Annotated in this window: 15 protein-coding genes; 12 read left to right on the forward strand and 3 right to left on the reverse strand. The window is 44.2% G+C overall.

Features of this window, described 5'->3' with window-relative positions; translation table 11 throughout:
* Positions 1 to 63 precede the first annotated feature (63 nt).
* From L5M17_RS08455 to L5M17_RS08495, 9 genes are all read left to right on the forward strand, one after another.
* Complete coding sequence (locus L5M17_RS08455) at positions 64 to 2121, forward strand: TonB-dependent receptor (protein ID WP_411568939.1); 2058 nt, start codon at positions 64 to 66, stop codon at positions 2119 to 2121.
* Positions 2122 to 2395: 274 nt separating this feature from the next.
* A complete protein-coding gene (locus tag L5M17_RS08460; protein ID WP_113939990.1) occupies positions 2396 to 3238 on the forward strand; it encodes an AraC family transcriptional regulator in 843 nt (280 codons plus the stop codon).
* A 135-nt stretch (positions 3239 to 3373) separates the two neighbouring features.
* Positions 3374 to 4087, forward strand: coding sequence for a LysE family translocator (locus tag L5M17_RS08465; RefSeq protein WP_219250602.1), 714 nt, complete (start codon positions 3374 to 3376; stop codon positions 4085 to 4087).
* Between the two features lie 97 nt (positions 4088 to 4184).
* A complete protein-coding gene (locus L5M17_RS08470; protein ID WP_219250601.1) occupies positions 4185 to 5015 on the forward strand; it encodes a hypothetical protein in 831 nt (276 codons plus the stop codon).
* Positions 5016 to 5820: 805 nt separating this feature from the next.
* Positions 5821 to 6078 carry a hypothetical protein gene (locus L5M17_RS08475; protein ID WP_263146673.1) on the forward strand — a complete coding sequence of 86 codons (258 nt, stop codon included), beginning with the start codon at positions 5821 to 5823 and terminating at the stop codon, positions 6076 to 6078.
* A 3-nt stretch (positions 6079 to 6081) separates the two neighbouring features.
* On the forward strand, positions 6082 to 6762 hold the full coding sequence (locus L5M17_RS08480) for a hypothetical protein (RefSeq protein WP_263146676.1): 681 nt from the start codon (positions 6082 to 6084) through the stop codon (positions 6760 to 6762).
* A 52-nt stretch (positions 6763 to 6814) separates the two neighbouring features.
* On the forward strand, positions 6815 to 7198 hold the full coding sequence (locus L5M17_RS08485; protein ID WP_219253626.1) for a hypothetical protein: 384 nt from the start codon (positions 6815 to 6817) through the stop codon (positions 7196 to 7198).
* A gap of 101 nt (positions 7199 to 7299) precedes the next feature.
* Entirely contained in the window at positions 7300 to 7713 is a 414-nt protein-coding gene (locus L5M17_RS08490) for a hypothetical protein (RefSeq protein ID WP_198573772.1), read from the forward strand.
* A gap of 81 nt (positions 7714 to 7794) precedes the next feature.
* Positions 7795 to 8190 carry a hypothetical protein gene (locus tag L5M17_RS08495; RefSeq protein WP_263146678.1) on the forward strand — a complete coding sequence of 132 codons (396 nt, stop codon included), beginning with the start codon at positions 7795 to 7797 and terminating at the stop codon, positions 8188 to 8190.
* A gap of 188 nt (positions 8191 to 8378) precedes the next feature.
* On the opposite strand, the gene L5M17_RS08500 is transcribed toward L5M17_RS08495, so the two are convergent.
* Positions 8379 to 10319, reverse strand: coding sequence for a GGDEF and EAL domain-containing protein (locus L5M17_RS08500; RefSeq protein WP_263146680.1), 1941 nt, complete (start codon positions 10317 to 10319; stop codon positions 8379 to 8381).
* A 224-nt stretch (positions 10320 to 10543) separates the two neighbouring features.
* Here L5M17_RS08500 and L5M17_RS08505 point away from each other — a divergent pair, with 224 nt between their 5' ends.
* On the forward strand, positions 10544 to 11302 hold the full coding sequence (locus tag L5M17_RS08505; protein WP_263146809.1) for a phosphatase PAP2 family protein: 759 nt from the start codon (positions 10544 to 10546) through the stop codon (positions 11300 to 11302).
* A gap of 54 nt (positions 11303 to 11356) precedes the next feature.
* Here the strand turns inward: L5M17_RS08505 and L5M17_RS08510 are convergent, their stop codons facing one another.
* The gene (locus tag L5M17_RS08510) at positions 11357 to 11905 is read right to left on the reverse strand and encodes a DUF2799 domain-containing protein (RefSeq protein WP_263146683.1); all 549 of its coding nucleotides are present in this window, start codon (positions 11903 to 11905) and stop codon (positions 11357 to 11359) included.
* A 180-nt stretch (positions 11906 to 12085) separates the two neighbouring features.
* Here L5M17_RS08510 and L5M17_RS08515 point away from each other — a divergent pair, with 180 nt between their 5' ends.
* Positions 12086 to 12400: a hypothetical protein gene (locus L5M17_RS08515; RefSeq protein ID WP_105251385.1), complete on the forward strand. Its 315-nt coding sequence runs from the start codon at positions 12086 to 12088 to the stop codon at positions 12398 to 12400.
* Between the two features lie 335 nt (positions 12401 to 12735).
* Entirely contained in the window at positions 12736 to 13596 is an 861-nt protein-coding gene (locus L5M17_RS08520) for a PA4780 family RIO1-like protein kinase (protein WP_028759534.1), read from the forward strand.
* A 716-nt stretch (positions 13597 to 14312) separates the two neighbouring features.
* On the opposite strand, the gene L5M17_RS08525 is transcribed toward L5M17_RS08520, so the two are convergent.
* Entirely contained in the window at positions 14313 to 14546 is a 234-nt protein-coding gene (locus L5M17_RS08525; RefSeq protein ID WP_106649408.1) for a transposase, read from the reverse strand.
* Positions 14547 to 14771 lie beyond the last annotated feature (225 nt).

Raw genomic sequence — 14771 nt, forward strand, 5'->3', positions numbered from 1 at the left:
TCCTTGCCGTCTATCACCTGTAGTAGGAAAGAAAGGATGAAATCGGGACTGGGATTATCAGGAATGCGGTTATCAAAGCTTTGGTTATCAATGACGTGGTTATTACCTCTTTGTTGTTTATCGAGTGCTGTAGTGGCAGAGGCGGCAACGGACAATATCGAACGCCTTGAGGTGCGCGGCAGGCAAATTAACACCTTAGGCCATAGTACTTCGGCATCTGAGGGAATAGTCGGCGCGGCAGAAATCGAGAGTCGACCCCTATTACGAACCGGCGAAATCCTCGAATTTGTTCCTGGGATGATAGTCACTCAGCACAGTGGTTCGGGTAAAGCGAATCAGTATTTCTTACGCGGCTTTAATTTGGATCATGGCACAGACTTTAATACTCGAGTCGATGGTATGCCTGTGAATATGCGAACCCATGGGCATGGTCAGGGTTATACGGATCTTAACTTTTTGATCCCTGAACTTATAGGCGAGATCCGTTATGCCAAAGGCGCTTATTATCCTGAGGTGGCCGATTTTTCTGGCGCGGGTACTGCCCAATTACTGCTGGCTGATCAACTCCCCCATAACCAAGTTGGGGTGACGTTGGGTGAATATGGCTGCCAGCGACTCGTGGCGACTCAGGAGCTAAACACTGACATGGGGCGTTTTATTTGGGGTGGTGAGGCACAAACCTATGATGGTCCGTGGACGGATATTGATGAGGATGTGAGTAAGATCAGTGTCGTCGGGCGTTATTTAACTCGGCTCGGCGAGGGTGACTTGAGCGTCACTATGATGGCCTACGACAACAGCTGGAATTCGGCGGATCAGATCCCCGCCCGTGCGGTGGATTCTGGGTTAATTGATTTTTATGGATCTTTAGATAAAGACGTCGGCGGTGAATCTAACCGTTATAGCGTTTCAGCTAATTACGATGCGGGTGATTGGCAGGGAAATGTCTACGCCATTCGCTCGACTATGAATTTATTCTCTAATTTTACCTATTTCTTAAACGATCCCATCAATGGTGATGAGTTTGAACAAGTCGATGAACGCACGATTTGGGGCGGCGATCTTAAGCGTGATTGGCAAACTTCGCTTGGTGGCACTCAACTGAATTACAGTGTGGGCGGCGATGTGCGTTATGACGATATTGGCGCAGTGGGTTTGTATAACACTCAGGCGCGACAACGGCTAAATACGGTAAGGCTCGATGAAGTGCAAGAGTTGTCGAGTGGCATCTTTGGCAAAGTTGAGTGGCTGCCAGCTGATCAATGGCGTTTTAATCTTGGGCTGCGTTACGATTATTTTGATGTGCAGGTCGACAGTGATAATCCGCTTAACAGTGGCGATGCGTCCGATGGTATGTTCAGCCTCAAAGCCGGTGCTTCTTATTTGTGGAGCGATAATCTTGAGCTATATGTTAATGCAGGCCAAGGGCTGCATTCGAACGATGCCCGCGGTGCAACGATCAAGGTTGACCCTGTGAGTGGCGATGAGGTCGAAAAAGTCGATCTCCTCGTACGTTCAAATGGCGGCGAATTTGGGGTGAAATACTATGACAGAGACTTTATTAATTTCTCTGCTGCGGTCTGGTATCTGCAACTAGATTCAGAATTAGTATTTGTGGGCGATGCGGGTAACACTGAGCCGAGTCGTGCATCTGAACGTTATGGTGCTGAATTAACGGCTTATTATTGGCTGAATGAGGCAATCAGTATCGATATGGAATTAGCGTGGACTAACGCCAGATTTACTGAAAATGAATTTGAAGAGGGCAAGTATATCGATGGCGCAGTTCCCTTTGTTGCCAGTGCAGGCATCACCTATCGACCCGACGGCGATGGCCTGTATTCGAGTGTACGCGTGCGGCACCTTGGCGAGCGGGTGCTCGACAGCTTTAATGACCACAAGGCTGATGCGACCACATTAGTTAACCTCGCATTAGGATACGAGTTCCGCCGCTTCGATACTAAGCTTGAGCTGCTCAATGTGTTTGATAGTAAAGATCACGACATAGATTATTTTTATGCTTCTCGTTTGCCCGGCGAAGCAGCCGAAGGGGTTGAAGATCAGCATTATCATCCTGTTGAGCCACGAATGGTGAGAGTCAGCGTGAGTTATCATTTTTAGTGATATTCATCTGTTAAGGCGATATCGAAGATTATTACGTATGTCGCCGAGCAAAAAATGTATCTCAATTAAGCGTCCAGATAGTTGGGCGCTTTTTTCTGCTGCACTCATTTAAGCGCTAATTTAAGCACTAATCTAAGCCCAAATCGCTTCAAACTATGTGGCTGCAATAATTTACTATTCCCGTGCTGACAATGGAGGCTAGAATGAGGACGAGTCGATCTGAGTTTCCCCCCTGTTTTACAGCTGATGCTATAGGTAATCGCCGCGAGTTATGAGTACTGCAACACCCATTGAAAACATTAATTATTGGCGTCATCCTAGCTTATCAGGCATAGAACTGAGTCAGGCGGAATTTACGCATTTCAGTTTTGATAAACATGTGCATCTGGATTACCACTTAGGCGTAGTCACTCAAGGTGCGCAGCAGTTTGTGAATAAGGGCAGCAGTTATCAGCTTGGTCAGCATAGTTTATCGACCTTAAATCCCGACGAAACCCACGATGGTCAGAGCCGCGATGCCGACGGTTATCGGGTGAAAGTGATGTCGATCCCCGTGGAATATATGAATGAAGTCAGTCAAGAACTGGGTTTGAAGGAGCACTTTTTCAGCGCGCCTATGGTGGATGACCCGACGCTTTATCAATATTTTATTCAACTACACGAGCTATTAATTCAAGGCCAATGCAGTGCGCTTGCGGGAGAGTCCCACTTATTGAATTTTATTCATCTGCTGCTGGAGCGTTACCCCAGCGGTATTTCATCTTGCCTATCTAAACCGAATCAACCGCAGGGGTTATCTAAGTTGCAGGTGAGCTTAGTGAAGCAGCGAATTCACGATGAGCCTTGGCATAATACTCAACTTGAAACCTTAGCCAATGAAGTGAATTTAAGTAAGTTTCAGTTTTTACGGCAATTTAAACAGGCAACAGGGATGACTCCCCATGCTTATCTCAAGCGGGTGCGTTTAGAGTTGGCGAAAAAGTCCTTAAGTCATGGTGCTTTAGTGGCGGATGTGGCGCAGCAGTTCGGATTTTTCGATCAAAGTCATTTAAACAAAGCTTTTAAGCAGGCATTCCTATTATCGCCAGTGCAATTTCAGCGGCGTATGCTCTAATTTCCCCGTCTTTCGACGCCGCTGGTTTTTAAAAAACACTGAATAGTGCAATTTATTACAATTCAGCGCTGCGACAAATTGCCATACTGGCTGCCTCAGTTATCGTTATTAACTTTTTTGCGGAGCCGCATATCTATGGATTTATCTTTATTACTCACCTTGGCTGTAATCCATGCCGTTGCTTTAATCAGTCCCGGACCCGATTTTGCCATTATGGTGAAGATTGCGACTCAGCAGTCCAGAAGCACTGCGGTTGCCGCCGCTGTGGGGATTTCAATAGCCATTTTAGCTCATACGATTTTGAGTCTGACCGGTGTGAGTCTACTCATTAAGAGTTCGCACACTCTGTATCTCTTAGTGCAAATTGTGGGCGCTTCTTACCTCGCTTGGATGGGGTTTGGTGCCCTGCGTGCCGGTCTTGCGATACTCGCTAAACGTAAAATGAGTGCCAGAGTCCATGCAGGGACAAATGATGATGCTGTTATTAGCGCTGGTGACGTTGAAGGCGTGGCGTCTGTTGCTGGTGGCTTAGGTGGCGCTATGTCGCGCAGGCAAGGTTTTTTGACTGGGTTTTATACCAATCTATTGAATCCAAAAGCATTAGTGTTTTTCTTAACCCTGTTTTCGGCCTTGATTACCCCAAGTGTTACAACGAGCACTAAAATCGCTTCCGCTATTTTGTTGTTGTCTTTGTCATTGGCATGGTTTGGCTTTTTAGCGGTAATGTTGTCAAAGGCGCAGGTGCAACTTAAATTGCAGCGACTAACACCGGTTATCGATGCGGTTATTGGTGTCATCTTTATGTCGGTATCCTTGGCGATTTACTCAAACCTATTATTAACCGCTTAGTCAGGCGCAGTGTAAATCACCTTAGGTTTTAGTCTGAGGCACTTATGGTATTCTTGGCCTTTAGTCTCAGCAGAGACATTTGAAGTAAGGGATAAAGATGCCATTCGCCTCACGACTCAAGGGAAGCAAATTAGCTGTTTTCAGCCAAGTTACACTGATGAATATCGCGTTTTATGCGGCGTTAATATTCAGCGTTATGGGTTTAAGCATCAATGCAAACGCCGCGGATGAAGCCATGCCACAGGAATATATTCCTCTGGTGCAGGGACTTATCGACGCCGCCAAGGCCAATGATCTTGAGGCGATTGCTAAGCGTGTGGCTTACCCGCTTAAACGTGAATATCCTATCCCCGCGATTCAAAATACCCAGGAAATGATCGCACGTTTCGATCAGGTTTTTGATCCTAACCTGCTTGAGCAGATCGCCCATTCTAAGATTGAAGCTGATTGGCAGACGATGGGCTGGCGCGGCATTATGCTCGGTAGCGGTGTTGTGTGGCTGGATTTTGATGGCAAGATCATCGCCATTAACTATCAAACACTGGTAGAGGTAAAACTGAAAGCAGAGCTTATTGCTAAGCAACAAACGGCATTACATCCGAGTGTGAGTGAATTTGTCAGCCCAGCGTTATCTTGGGAGACCGCCAAGTTTACCATTCGTGTCGATGATATGGGGAACAGCCAATACCGCTATGCCGCATGGGCAAAGGGTAAGTCATTGAGCGAAAAGCCAGATTTAGTGCTGAATAAAGGCAAACTTGTATTTGATGGCAGCGGGGGGAATCATTCATACCAATTTCGCAGCGGCCCATACCAGTATTATTGTTATGTCACCGTCTTAGGCGGCAGCGATAGTCCTCTAGGCGAGCTAGTGGTGTTTAAGAATGACCAAGAAATACTGACACAAGCTGTCATTAAAGCAGACTAGTCTCGTTTCCCTATCCCTATGAGTGAGATGTAAAGCCGCGACCCTATGTTGATGGTCGCTGCTTTAATAATCCTAATGACTTCCTTTAGCTAGAAGCTATTGCCCCAAAGTGTGTTTCGTAGTTTGAATGCTTTAATCAAAATCAAAGTCGTGGGGCTTCACCCCACACCCGACCAAGGAGGACTGCTCGTCCTATCAAAAACGTCCATGTTAAATAGCCAGCTCGATATCCATATCTCGCGTTCAAAGCGGCCGTAGGCCTTCGCCCTTGGATGCTCCAAGACGCCCCCAACGGAGTTGAAAGCCCCTTGTGCTCATTGCCAAATTTGCTATCGCTTCCGAAGGATGCGCTTTACATCCATGTAAAGCCCTCCAGTTCGGCAGTCCTAGCCTCTCGCTCATAAGCGCGAAAATCACCGATGTTCATTCGCCCCTGCACTTGCGAAAGCTAGTCGGTCATCCATGACCGAACTCACGCACTCTTTATTAAATCAAGAGCTCTATTCGCCCTGCGGCAACTCCGAGTGGAGGTGTATTCCTTGGAGTTTTGAGTCGTTAGATAGCGATTGATCAGCAAAAAATAAGCGCGAAAAATGAGAAAGCTAAAACAATATCAAGTGATTACCCATCAAACTGTATAAAAAACCGCTACCGCAAAAAAGCAAATTCCTATAGCATCATTTATACCCATTTACATGGATGTGGCAGTGGCCATATTTGAGATTTAGTCAACAAGCGATTTATGCCCTGCAAACAGCGCAGCGCATAAATACTAAGACGTTAACTGCTACCTAGAATTGAGATTATGCGCGTAAAACTAAAAAAGATAGCCGACAATTTGAGCGATGAAGAACATTCATCTATCGCGGATGAAATACGCCAAGGAAAAATCGATGGTATATCTCTATCATACTTAGGTGGTGCTTTTGGTCCTACATGGTCTGCGGGTAACGATTACAGTTTAGATTTCCTGAAACACTATTCGGGCATTAGAGCTTTAGAGATTTTTCTTCCTGCGCTAACAAGTATTGATGCTATTGCTGAGCATGTAAACGAAATATAGTTTTTGAGTCTGGGAGAGCTTAATAAAAAAACTGTATCTTTAAGGCCTCTATCAGATCTGAATAAGTTAAATTCTCTGAGTTTGGTCAAAAATAAGAAAGATATCGATTCTATAGCTACGCTCACTAGCCTTAGAGACCTAACCCTTTCAGGGTATCAAGAAAAACAAATAGAGCATGTTGCTAGTCTGAGTAATTTAGAAAGTTTATATTTGGGTTTCGGCACATTTGAAGACCTAAATGCTATTAAAGGATTATCTAAGTTAACAAGCCTAGAAATACTTTGGGTAAAGAAATTACACGACCTAAGTGCCCTGGAAAACCTGACATGTCTTGAGATATTGCATTTAAGTACTCTAAAGCAAGTTACATCCATTCCAGATGTTTCCAATCTAAAGCGCCTTAAGAGCTTGGTCATGGATACCATGAATGGACTTTCCTCTTTGTCAGGTATTAAAGGCAGCTCAATTAACGAATTGGCTGTAATTAATTCGAAGATAGATCCTGTATTGTTTTCTGAGCTAAATAATAGTTTGCCAGTGCTGCAGCGGCTTGTACTTGGTCTCGGAACTAAAGGGAAAACAAATGAAGCATCTAGTTTCTTTGATGGTTCCGTTATATGCGACACATTTAATGATTTAAAATACAGTACAGTCAGAGGCTATAGAATTGAGTTCTGCAGTTAACAAGGCGCTGCTGTCGGACAAATTTTCCGCTGCGCGGCGTGAGGCATACACAATGAGCCGTAGATACCTTAATCTTCAAGAAGCCGAGTCGGCGCTTAAGCGAGGGAAAGCAGTTGAGTGCTTTCTTGGTGGCTGTGAACGGTATGGCCGTGCTGGTATTCAGTGGCTAAGCGTTCGAGGTCCCAAATCCGAAATAGATGTTTCAGTTTACGAAACTGCTGATTTGGGTGATGAATCATTCCTTAATATTTATGAGTTTGGTCCATTAGATCCAGACCTAGAGCTAGAGGATGCCAATGAGGTCAAATCATTCACTTCATTTGGCCAAGCGATAGAGTTTATTGAGCAACGATTCGCAGGATCATCTGAAAGGTTATTGAACGAGTTTATGATTCAAGATGAATATGCCGACTATATTTCGAGGGGCCGGAAGTAGAAATGCCTAACAATCGCAGGCACAGCGACGGCCTTTTCGTTGCAGCTCCGCCTTCACTACAAAGCCGCGCGTGCTGCGGGCGTTAACTTTATGGAAGAACTATGCACCCTCAAGCACCGCTTAAATTTTGCTATCAGGCCCTTACAAAAAAGGCGGCAAGCTATTATCGCTGGTGGGTTATCGGCACTATGTTACTTGTTCTTGCTGCATTCGTTGGTGTTACAGCTTTTGAAATGGCTGAGTGGTTATTATTTTTTACCTTTGTCCTTGCAGGGATGGTAATGACTATCACAACGCTAAGGCTTTTCTTAGTGAAACTCTTTGAAGAGAATGCTGATGCGATTAATCTGTTCTCTAGTTATTTTCCATCTCTGCTAGGCACCCGTAGATTGGAGTTAGCTTGTAAGATAACAAATTCAGTTTATTACGGAGTGTTTTATCTTTGTTGTTATTTCTTGTTGGCAGCTATTTTTTTGTTCCCGCTGTCTTTAGTTGTAGAGTATGCAAAAAGTTAACAAGGCAAGTCAGCATCGCACCTTCGGTGCTGGACTCGCTAACGCTCGCCGCTTGCGGCGTTATGTTCTCAGGGAGAGGTTGTGAATTTGGAGCACTTTTTACGAGCCGTGTTTATTGCTATAGCAATATGTTTTGTTCCAATTATGCTGGTTTACTGGAGTAATGAATCTGACTTAATAACAATGGATTTTAAATACTTCTATGGATCAATACGTTTTGTTTTAGTGTTCTATTTTATATTCTCAATTATTGGATGGATGTTAATTGGCTTTCCTGTGCATTGGGTGGCAGTAAAGTTCTTTAATCAGAATAAATGGTGTTATTTTTTAGGGATTCTAGCTTTCGGTATTCTGATTTCACTACCTTCTATGAAAATTGAATTGTTTTTGTTTTATGCAGGTATTTCGGGATTACAAGCAATCTTATTTTTGTGGTGGTTAGCAAGAGAACATAATAAGTTGCTTAAACGGACGTAAAACAGTTGGCTTGCGTTTGTAAGGTGATAACCCATAGAAATTTTAATCCGAACTCCACGAATTAGAGTAAAAAAACTAGCTCACTTTTGTACAAATGTGAGTTATAACATTCTGTGGAAATGACTATTCACGTAGCATTATTCAGTCGGTTTTAATTCGCGAAATAAAAAAGAGCATTAAGGATGAACTTAATGCTCTTTTTTATGGATAAATGCCTGCTCAAACTGTGTTGCGGTAATGGGTTTACCGTAGAGATAGCCTTGGCCTAAGTCGCATTCTTCGTGACGAATAAAGGCATCTTGTTCTAGGGTTTCTACGCCTTCGGCGATCACTTCCAAGTTCAGTTTCTTACCAATGGCAATAATCGCTTTAGTGAGCTCCCTATCTTGTTCGTTTTCTTCTAGTTTACTAATAAAGCAGCGATCGATTTTTAAGGTGTCGAAAGAGTATTTTTGTAGATAACTTAAGGATGAGTAGCCTGTGCCAAAATCATCTAGGGAGATGCGGATACCGAGTTCTTGTAGTTTTTGGATGGCATTGTGGGCAATGTGTTCATCCTGCATCAGCATGCCTTCGGTAATTTCAAGTTCTAAGGCGGTGGGGGGCAATTGATAGAGGGTGAGTAAGTCGGCTATGTGTTCGCTAAAGCGGGGATTGCGCATTTGCAAAGGGGAAATATTGATGGCGATTTTAAACTCTTGGCCTACCTCGCGACACCATTTTGCCGCCTGAGACAGCGCGGTATGCAATACAAAATTGCCAATATCGATAATCTGGCCATTACGTTCAGCTAAGGCGATGAATCTGTCTGGGGCGACATTGCCAAGGATGGGATTATGCCAGCGCAGCAGGGCTTCGGCACCAATCACTTGCTTCGTCTTTAAGTTAATAAAGGGTTGGTAATGCAGACTTAATTCGTTCTTGTTCAGCGCATCGACCAAGTGGGATTCCAGTTGATAGCGTAGGTTTAAAGCGGCTTGCGTATCTTGATTAAAGAAGCTGTGAGTTGAGCCATCAGCCTTGCTGATCGTCATGGCCGCTCCGGCTTTTTGCAGCAGGATGGCGGCATCGATACCATCCATAGGCGCTTGTGCTATGCCCATGCTCGAGGGAATCGTGATTACAAAATCAGCCACACCAAAGGGCGTGTTACAGCAGTTAAGCACTTTATTGATGAGTTTATTGGTTTCGTTATTTGAAGGTTTGTGGGCTTGAATAATCACAAATTCGGCGCCGGCGATGCGGGCGATAAAGGTATTTTCATCGGTATAGTGCTGTAAACGTTGGCTGAGAATAGTGAGAATTTTATCGCCAATCAGGTAACCATAACTGTCGTTGATGGATTTGAAATTACGCAGCCCAAGATAGAGTACTGAAATCTTTTCTTTGCGATTCACTTCTTCGAGCATGATCGACAGACTATTAATCAAATTGATGCGGTTGGGTAATCCCGTGAGCGGATCGTAGCTTTTATGGTATTCCAGTGAGGTTTCGGTGGAGGTGCGGTTTTCGATTTCTTTGATGAGCTTGCCGCTAAGTTCGGCGAGTTCATGGGTGCGCTGTTGTACTTTTTGCTCAAGCTGCTGATTGTGCAGTTGTAGCTTAGCCTGTTGATAGAGAGTGACTAGGTTAGCTTCGATACCATTTTGAAACCGAGCGAGTAAGCTGCGAAAAGATTGGGGGTAATTATGCTCTTGGCTATCGAGCATGCAGATAGTACCAAAGGCACTGCCATCTGGCCAACGTAAAGGTAAACCACAGTATGCGATCATGCCGAGTTTAATGTCAGGATTTTTGTCCCAGTTTTTATCTTTTAGGGCGTTAGGAATGTGGAGTTCCTTACCTTCTTTGATCACTGTTTCGCAGTAAAGCCCGTGGCCTAAACTGTCTTTATCATGTTTTTTATAGGGATTACCTAGAGTGCGGCTCGAGGTAAAGACCTCAATATCGGTTTGATGGACACGCATGATCAAAGCGGCGGGGGTGTCGACTAATTCAGAGAGCAAATCTAAGGTTTGTTGCCAGTTATCAACCATTTCTTGGGGAACAACGATTTTGTCTGTGTCGATCGCAATGTCGGCAAATAAACGATCTTTTTGAGACTGGTTAATGGCGAGGTTGTATGGCATGAATGCTCAGTCCTAGAGGCGCGATACTATGCATAAACTATAGTCTTTTTACTCATGATGTGAGTCTTTTCGATAAATTTAGTTACTGCAAAATCTCGGTTCTATCTTAAATGCTGCGCTGTTAGATCTCTTAAGTGTTAGGTAAGAATTCAACGGTACTCTAACACTAAATGTTCTGATTTTTGGATTTATTAGTGAATAACTATCTGAAAGATAAAGTTATGATGACATTTATGGATTTTGCTAAGGGGCATTTAATTACGCCGCTTTTAGTGTTTGCAGTGATCATAGTGGGGCTTGAATGGACTCACGCTGATATGAAAGTCGCGACTTTGTTATTTCATTGGCAAGGAGGTATCGACTCTTGGCCATTGAGAGGATATTGGTTGACCGAAGATTTACTGCATGTCACTGGGCGTAACTTTGTCATCTTGTTGGCGGTGAGTGTCGTAGTCGGCATTGCCTTTAGTTTTCGAAGTGACAGGGTAAAACCGTACCGTAAGGGCCTGATTTACCTATTTAGTAGCGTATTGGCGAGTGTGTTGCTGGTCCGAATTGGCAAAAGCATTACTCACATGACCTGCCCGTGGGATGTGATTGAGTTTGGCGGCCATATGATACATTCATCCTTGTTTTCTCGTTTACCTAAAAGTGCTGAGTTTGGTCAATGTTTCCCTGGTGGCCATGCCAGCGGCGGGTTTGCTTGGGTTGCCTTGTATTACGTGCTGCGTGAGTATCGCCCGCATTTAGCTAAGTTTGGATTAATCTTTGGTTTGAGTTTAGGCCTAGTATTTGGCATTGGCCAAGAGTTACGCGGCGCCCACTTCTTGAGTCATGATTTATGGAGTTTAGCCATAGCATGGACGTCCGCGAGCCTACTCTACTATGTGTTTTTTCTGCGCTCGCCTGCGTTTAGAAAGTCTAAATTGGTCGCTTTGGGTCAAATGTTCAAGGTTACAAGTAGTGGAATACCGCAAAAATAACGAGCTGCGAAGCTAACGCCCTGAGTCCTTATTGGGTTCAGTGTTTTTTATGGCTTAAAATCTAAATTCGAAGCGCATATCAGGTCTGCGTAGGCGAGATCTTTCATCTAACAGTTGGTTTTTTTCGTTGAGTAGGCTGTTTTTCTGTTTCAATAAGTCAGCCTTGTCGGTGAGATTATTGATCTTGCCATCAAGACTGCTTATTTCTCTCTCTATGGTATTTAAGCGATCGGCAATCTCAGTTAAACGTTTGTTGGTCAGGTATTGTTGATGGCCTTGGTTATAGCGCTCAACAAACTGGTTATTACTGCAAACCCCATAATAACTTTCTCCCGCTAAGCCCACGCGGTAGCCATTTTCTGGCACGCAGTAACTGGCTAACCCTTGCTGGTATCCTTGTTTCCACTGCGCGGTATCGACAGTGAGATTAAATTCACGACAATCTTTTTGATATTGATTTAATTGCCCAGAACTTGTCCCACGGTTGCCATCGGCAAGCCCAAGGGAAAACCAATCACTATTGGCGCATTCTTCAATAGATAAGCTGCTGCATTGAGTCAGGGATAAGACTGAAAGTGCGAGGAAAATGCTGGGATAGTGCATGGATAAGTTCTCTATATGTTGTGGCGTTTAGGATAAAGGCTCTTATGGGGGAGATCTAGCTATATATACCGCCATTTATACGGTCATAGATGCGTTTTGTTGGGTAGAATCCATCACAGTTTAGCGGATGAATGCATGATAACCAGCTGATATTGTGTTAGTTTGTGGTTAACACTTTAAATGTCTGCTTTGGTGCTCGCTATGATTTCACTTATTTCATCTGCGTATTCTGCTTCATTACCGGCAGTTAAGTCGGCTCATCAATCCCTTGATACCGCCGAGCCAAGCGGACTTAAATCCTTTACCTATGGTGCATTAGGGCTGGCGGCTCCCAAAGCTGAGGTCAGTTTTGATGGCACTGCAAGGAGTAAAATATCTGAGCCTAGTGCGGATGATGTAGATGACGTTAAGAGTTCAAACGACACTTATTACAGTGCAGGCCAAATATTGAAAGCGGCGGCGACCGTGGGCAGTGTGATTGCCTTGTTTGTTTGAGTTAAGTTCCTGCACCAATTTAGCTATGGGTATTATTTCAACTGGCTTGGATTGGCATATTCGGCGCGGAATATGGCTTGTCGTTTTGAGTCTGGTTTTACTGGGGTGAGCATAAAAGAATATTCTTTTAGTTAAAGCGGTATTTTCAGTCTCTTTCTTTGCCAACGCGCTGAGTAAATCTGGTATTGTGTTTAACACGCAAGTGCATTAGTTTTTACTTAAAATTCGTTTAATAATCCTAAACTATATTCATCAAACTTCCGCTGGAGACCGCTTTTGTATGAAGATTTGCCCGCAGTATTCCATATCATGCCTAAGTAAGGTATAAGGGCGCTATGAAAACTCCGAAACGAATCCAACCCCTGGTTGATGAAGGACTGGTCGATGAGGTCATTAGCCAGTTAATGAGCGGTAAAGAAGCGACTGTGTACGTTGTACGCAGTGGTGATGATATCCGCTGTGCCAAAGTCTATAAAGAAGCGGACAAGCGCAGTTTTAAGCAAGCTGTGTTATATCAAGAAGGTCGAAAAGTCCGTAACAGTCGTCGCGCGCGCGCGATGGAAAAAGGGTCTAAATTTGGCCGCGATCAGCAGGAAGAAGCTTGGCAAAATGCTGAAGTTGAAGCACTTTACCGTTTAGCGAATGCGGGTGTGCGTGTGCCAACGCCTTATGGTTGTTTCGATGGCGTGTTGCTGATGGAGTTAGTGACGGATGCCGAGGGCAATGTCGCGCCGAGATTAAACGATGTTAGTATGTCGGCAGAAAAAGCCTTGAAGGATCATGCGTTGGTGATGACCTATGTCAAACGTATGCTCTGTGCGGGGTTAGTGCACGGTGACTTGTCTGAGTTTAACGTGTTAGTTGACAGTGAAGGGCCAGTGATTATCGACTTACCTCAGGCCGTCGATGCCGCTGCAAATAACCATGCTAAATGGATGTTAGCGCGTGATGTGAATAACATGACTCAATACTATGGTTTGTATGCTCCTGAGCTGTTAAAAACACAATACGCCAAAGAAATTTGGGCCTTGTTTGAAGCCGGTGAATTGAAGCCTGAAACACCATTAACGGGTGAGTTTACCGAAGTGCTGGTCGAAGCCGATGTTAGTGCGGTCTTGGAAGAAATCCAAGCGGCCTTTGAAGAGGCACAAGAGCGTAAGCAGCGGATCCAAGAGGCAAACGAAGAAGACTATTAATCGTCAGTCGTTGTTTTTCACCCATAAAAAAGACGCTCAAAGTAGCGTCTTTTTTATGCTAAAAATTAAGTGGATTATTATTTTTATTGTTGATTTTATTATTGTTATTTAATTTTTTGCGTTAGCCAATCCTTGGCTTAATCCCCTATGGAAGCTGGGGCCATCCTTGTTGCTACAAACAAGCTAGCAATCATCGAACAGTGTAATAAAAGGACAAGAGCTGAGAGAGAAATATGTTCATGACTTGGGGGAGCACAATTCACATATTTAATCTTTGGGGAAGATAACTCCCTCAATCCTTGCCGAAACCTTGGTCACTCTTCAGTCAATCTATGTAATACCAATCACGGCCTTCCTTGGCGCACTACACTCATTGCAGTGCTGGATCATCATTGATCCTGTGAATAAAATGACAAGGCCAGAGAGAGAAATATGTTCATGACTTGGGGGAGCACAATTCACATATTTGATCTTGGGGGAGATAACTCCCTCCCTAGTCTTGCCGAAACTTTTGCATTGTCCCTATCCGTTTGTTGCTGTTAATACTATTTCCCAATCTTCGCTGGGTTCATCAATTTGGACGACAAGGCCGGACTAAAAAGGGCGCTGTTATTATTGTTGTTAGCACATCTTTTACATCGTTAGCGTTATCAGCAGGGCGATATGCAATCTCGTCCGGCCTTGTCTATTCGGGCACGTTTAGCTTGTTGTACAGGCTAACCTATCGTGCGTAGCTCTTGATTGAGCTGTTTAATTTTTTTCTGTAGCTGGGCAATCTCACTCATTAATGCGCATTCTCTTTGCTGGGGTTGCAGATCGCTTTCTCGCACCCATTGGTAGACTGCCTTGGCAGATAAACCGTATTGACGTGCAACATCCGACAGTAAGCGACCTTGTACTTTAACCTCGGTGATAACATGTAGCTTGAGACTATTTTCTGCGATTCCCATGAGCGTTCCCTCTTTTACTGCCTTCGAACCAAAATATGACCGTTTGCGTTGCCTTTTATTGATGATATTGACGCTGTTCTAAATCCCACAGGCTCAGACCTAGGTGGCGCAGACAAATCCATTCGTGGCGACATAGTGCGATAAAGTTCATGACTGTTTTCATACTTCCTCCTTTATGACCCTAAATACTCGAGTGCATTTTCTGTCTCGATAGGTCCATTTAAT

Origin of the sequence: Shewanella sp. SW24 (assembly GCF_025653395.1) — a bacterium.
Classification (GTDB): domain Bacteria; phylum Pseudomonadota; class Gammaproteobacteria; order Enterobacterales; family Shewanellaceae; genus Shewanella; species Shewanella oncorhynchi.

Bases quoted from the DNA above. Each gene is read 5' to 3' on its own strand.
- L5M17_RS08455 (WP_411568939.1), top strand. From the start codon at position 64: ATGCGGTTATCAAAGCTTTGGTTATCAATGACGTGGTTATTACCTCTT.
- L5M17_RS08460 (WP_113939990.1), top strand. From the start codon at position 2,396: ATGAGTACTGCAACACCCATTGAAAACATTAATTATTGGCGTCATCCT.
- L5M17_RS08465 (WP_219250602.1), top strand. From the start codon at position 3,374: ATGGATTTATCTTTATTACTCACCTTGGCTGTAATCCATGCCGTTGCT.
- L5M17_RS08470 (WP_219250601.1), top strand. From the start codon at position 4,185: ATGCCATTCGCCTCACGACTCAAGGGAAGCAAATTAGCTGTTTTCAGC.
- L5M17_RS08475 (WP_263146673.1), top strand. From the start codon at position 5,821: ATGCGCGTAAAACTAAAAAAGATAGCCGACAATTTGAGCGATGAAGAA.
- L5M17_RS08485 (WP_219253626.1), top strand. From the start codon at position 6,815: ATGAGCCGTAGATACCTTAATCTTCAAGAAGCCGAGTCGGCGCTTAAG.
- L5M17_RS08490 (WP_198573772.1), top strand. From the start codon at position 7,300: ATGCACCCTCAAGCACCGCTTAAATTTTGCTATCAGGCCCTTACAAAA.
- L5M17_RS08500 (WP_263146680.1), bottom strand. From the start codon at position 10,319: ATGCCATACAACCTCGCCATTAACCAGTCTCAAAAAGATCGTTTATTT.
- L5M17_RS08505 (WP_263146809.1), top strand. From the start codon at position 10,544: ATGACATTTATGGATTTTGCTAAGGGGCATTTAATTACGCCGCTTTTA.
- L5M17_RS08510 (WP_263146683.1), bottom strand. From the start codon at position 11,905: ATGCACTATCCCAGCATTTTCCTCGCACTTTCAGTCTTATCCCTGACT.
- L5M17_RS08515 (WP_105251385.1), top strand. From the start codon at position 12,086: ATGTCTGCTTTGGTGCTCGCTATGATTTCACTTATTTCATCTGCGTAT.
- L5M17_RS08520 (WP_028759534.1), top strand. From the start codon at position 12,736: ATGAAAACTCCGAAACGAATCCAACCCCTGGTTGATGAAGGACTGGTC.
- L5M17_RS08525 (WP_106649408.1), bottom strand. From the start codon at position 14,546: ATGGGAATCGCAGAAAATAGTCTCAAGCTACATGTTATCACCGAGGTT.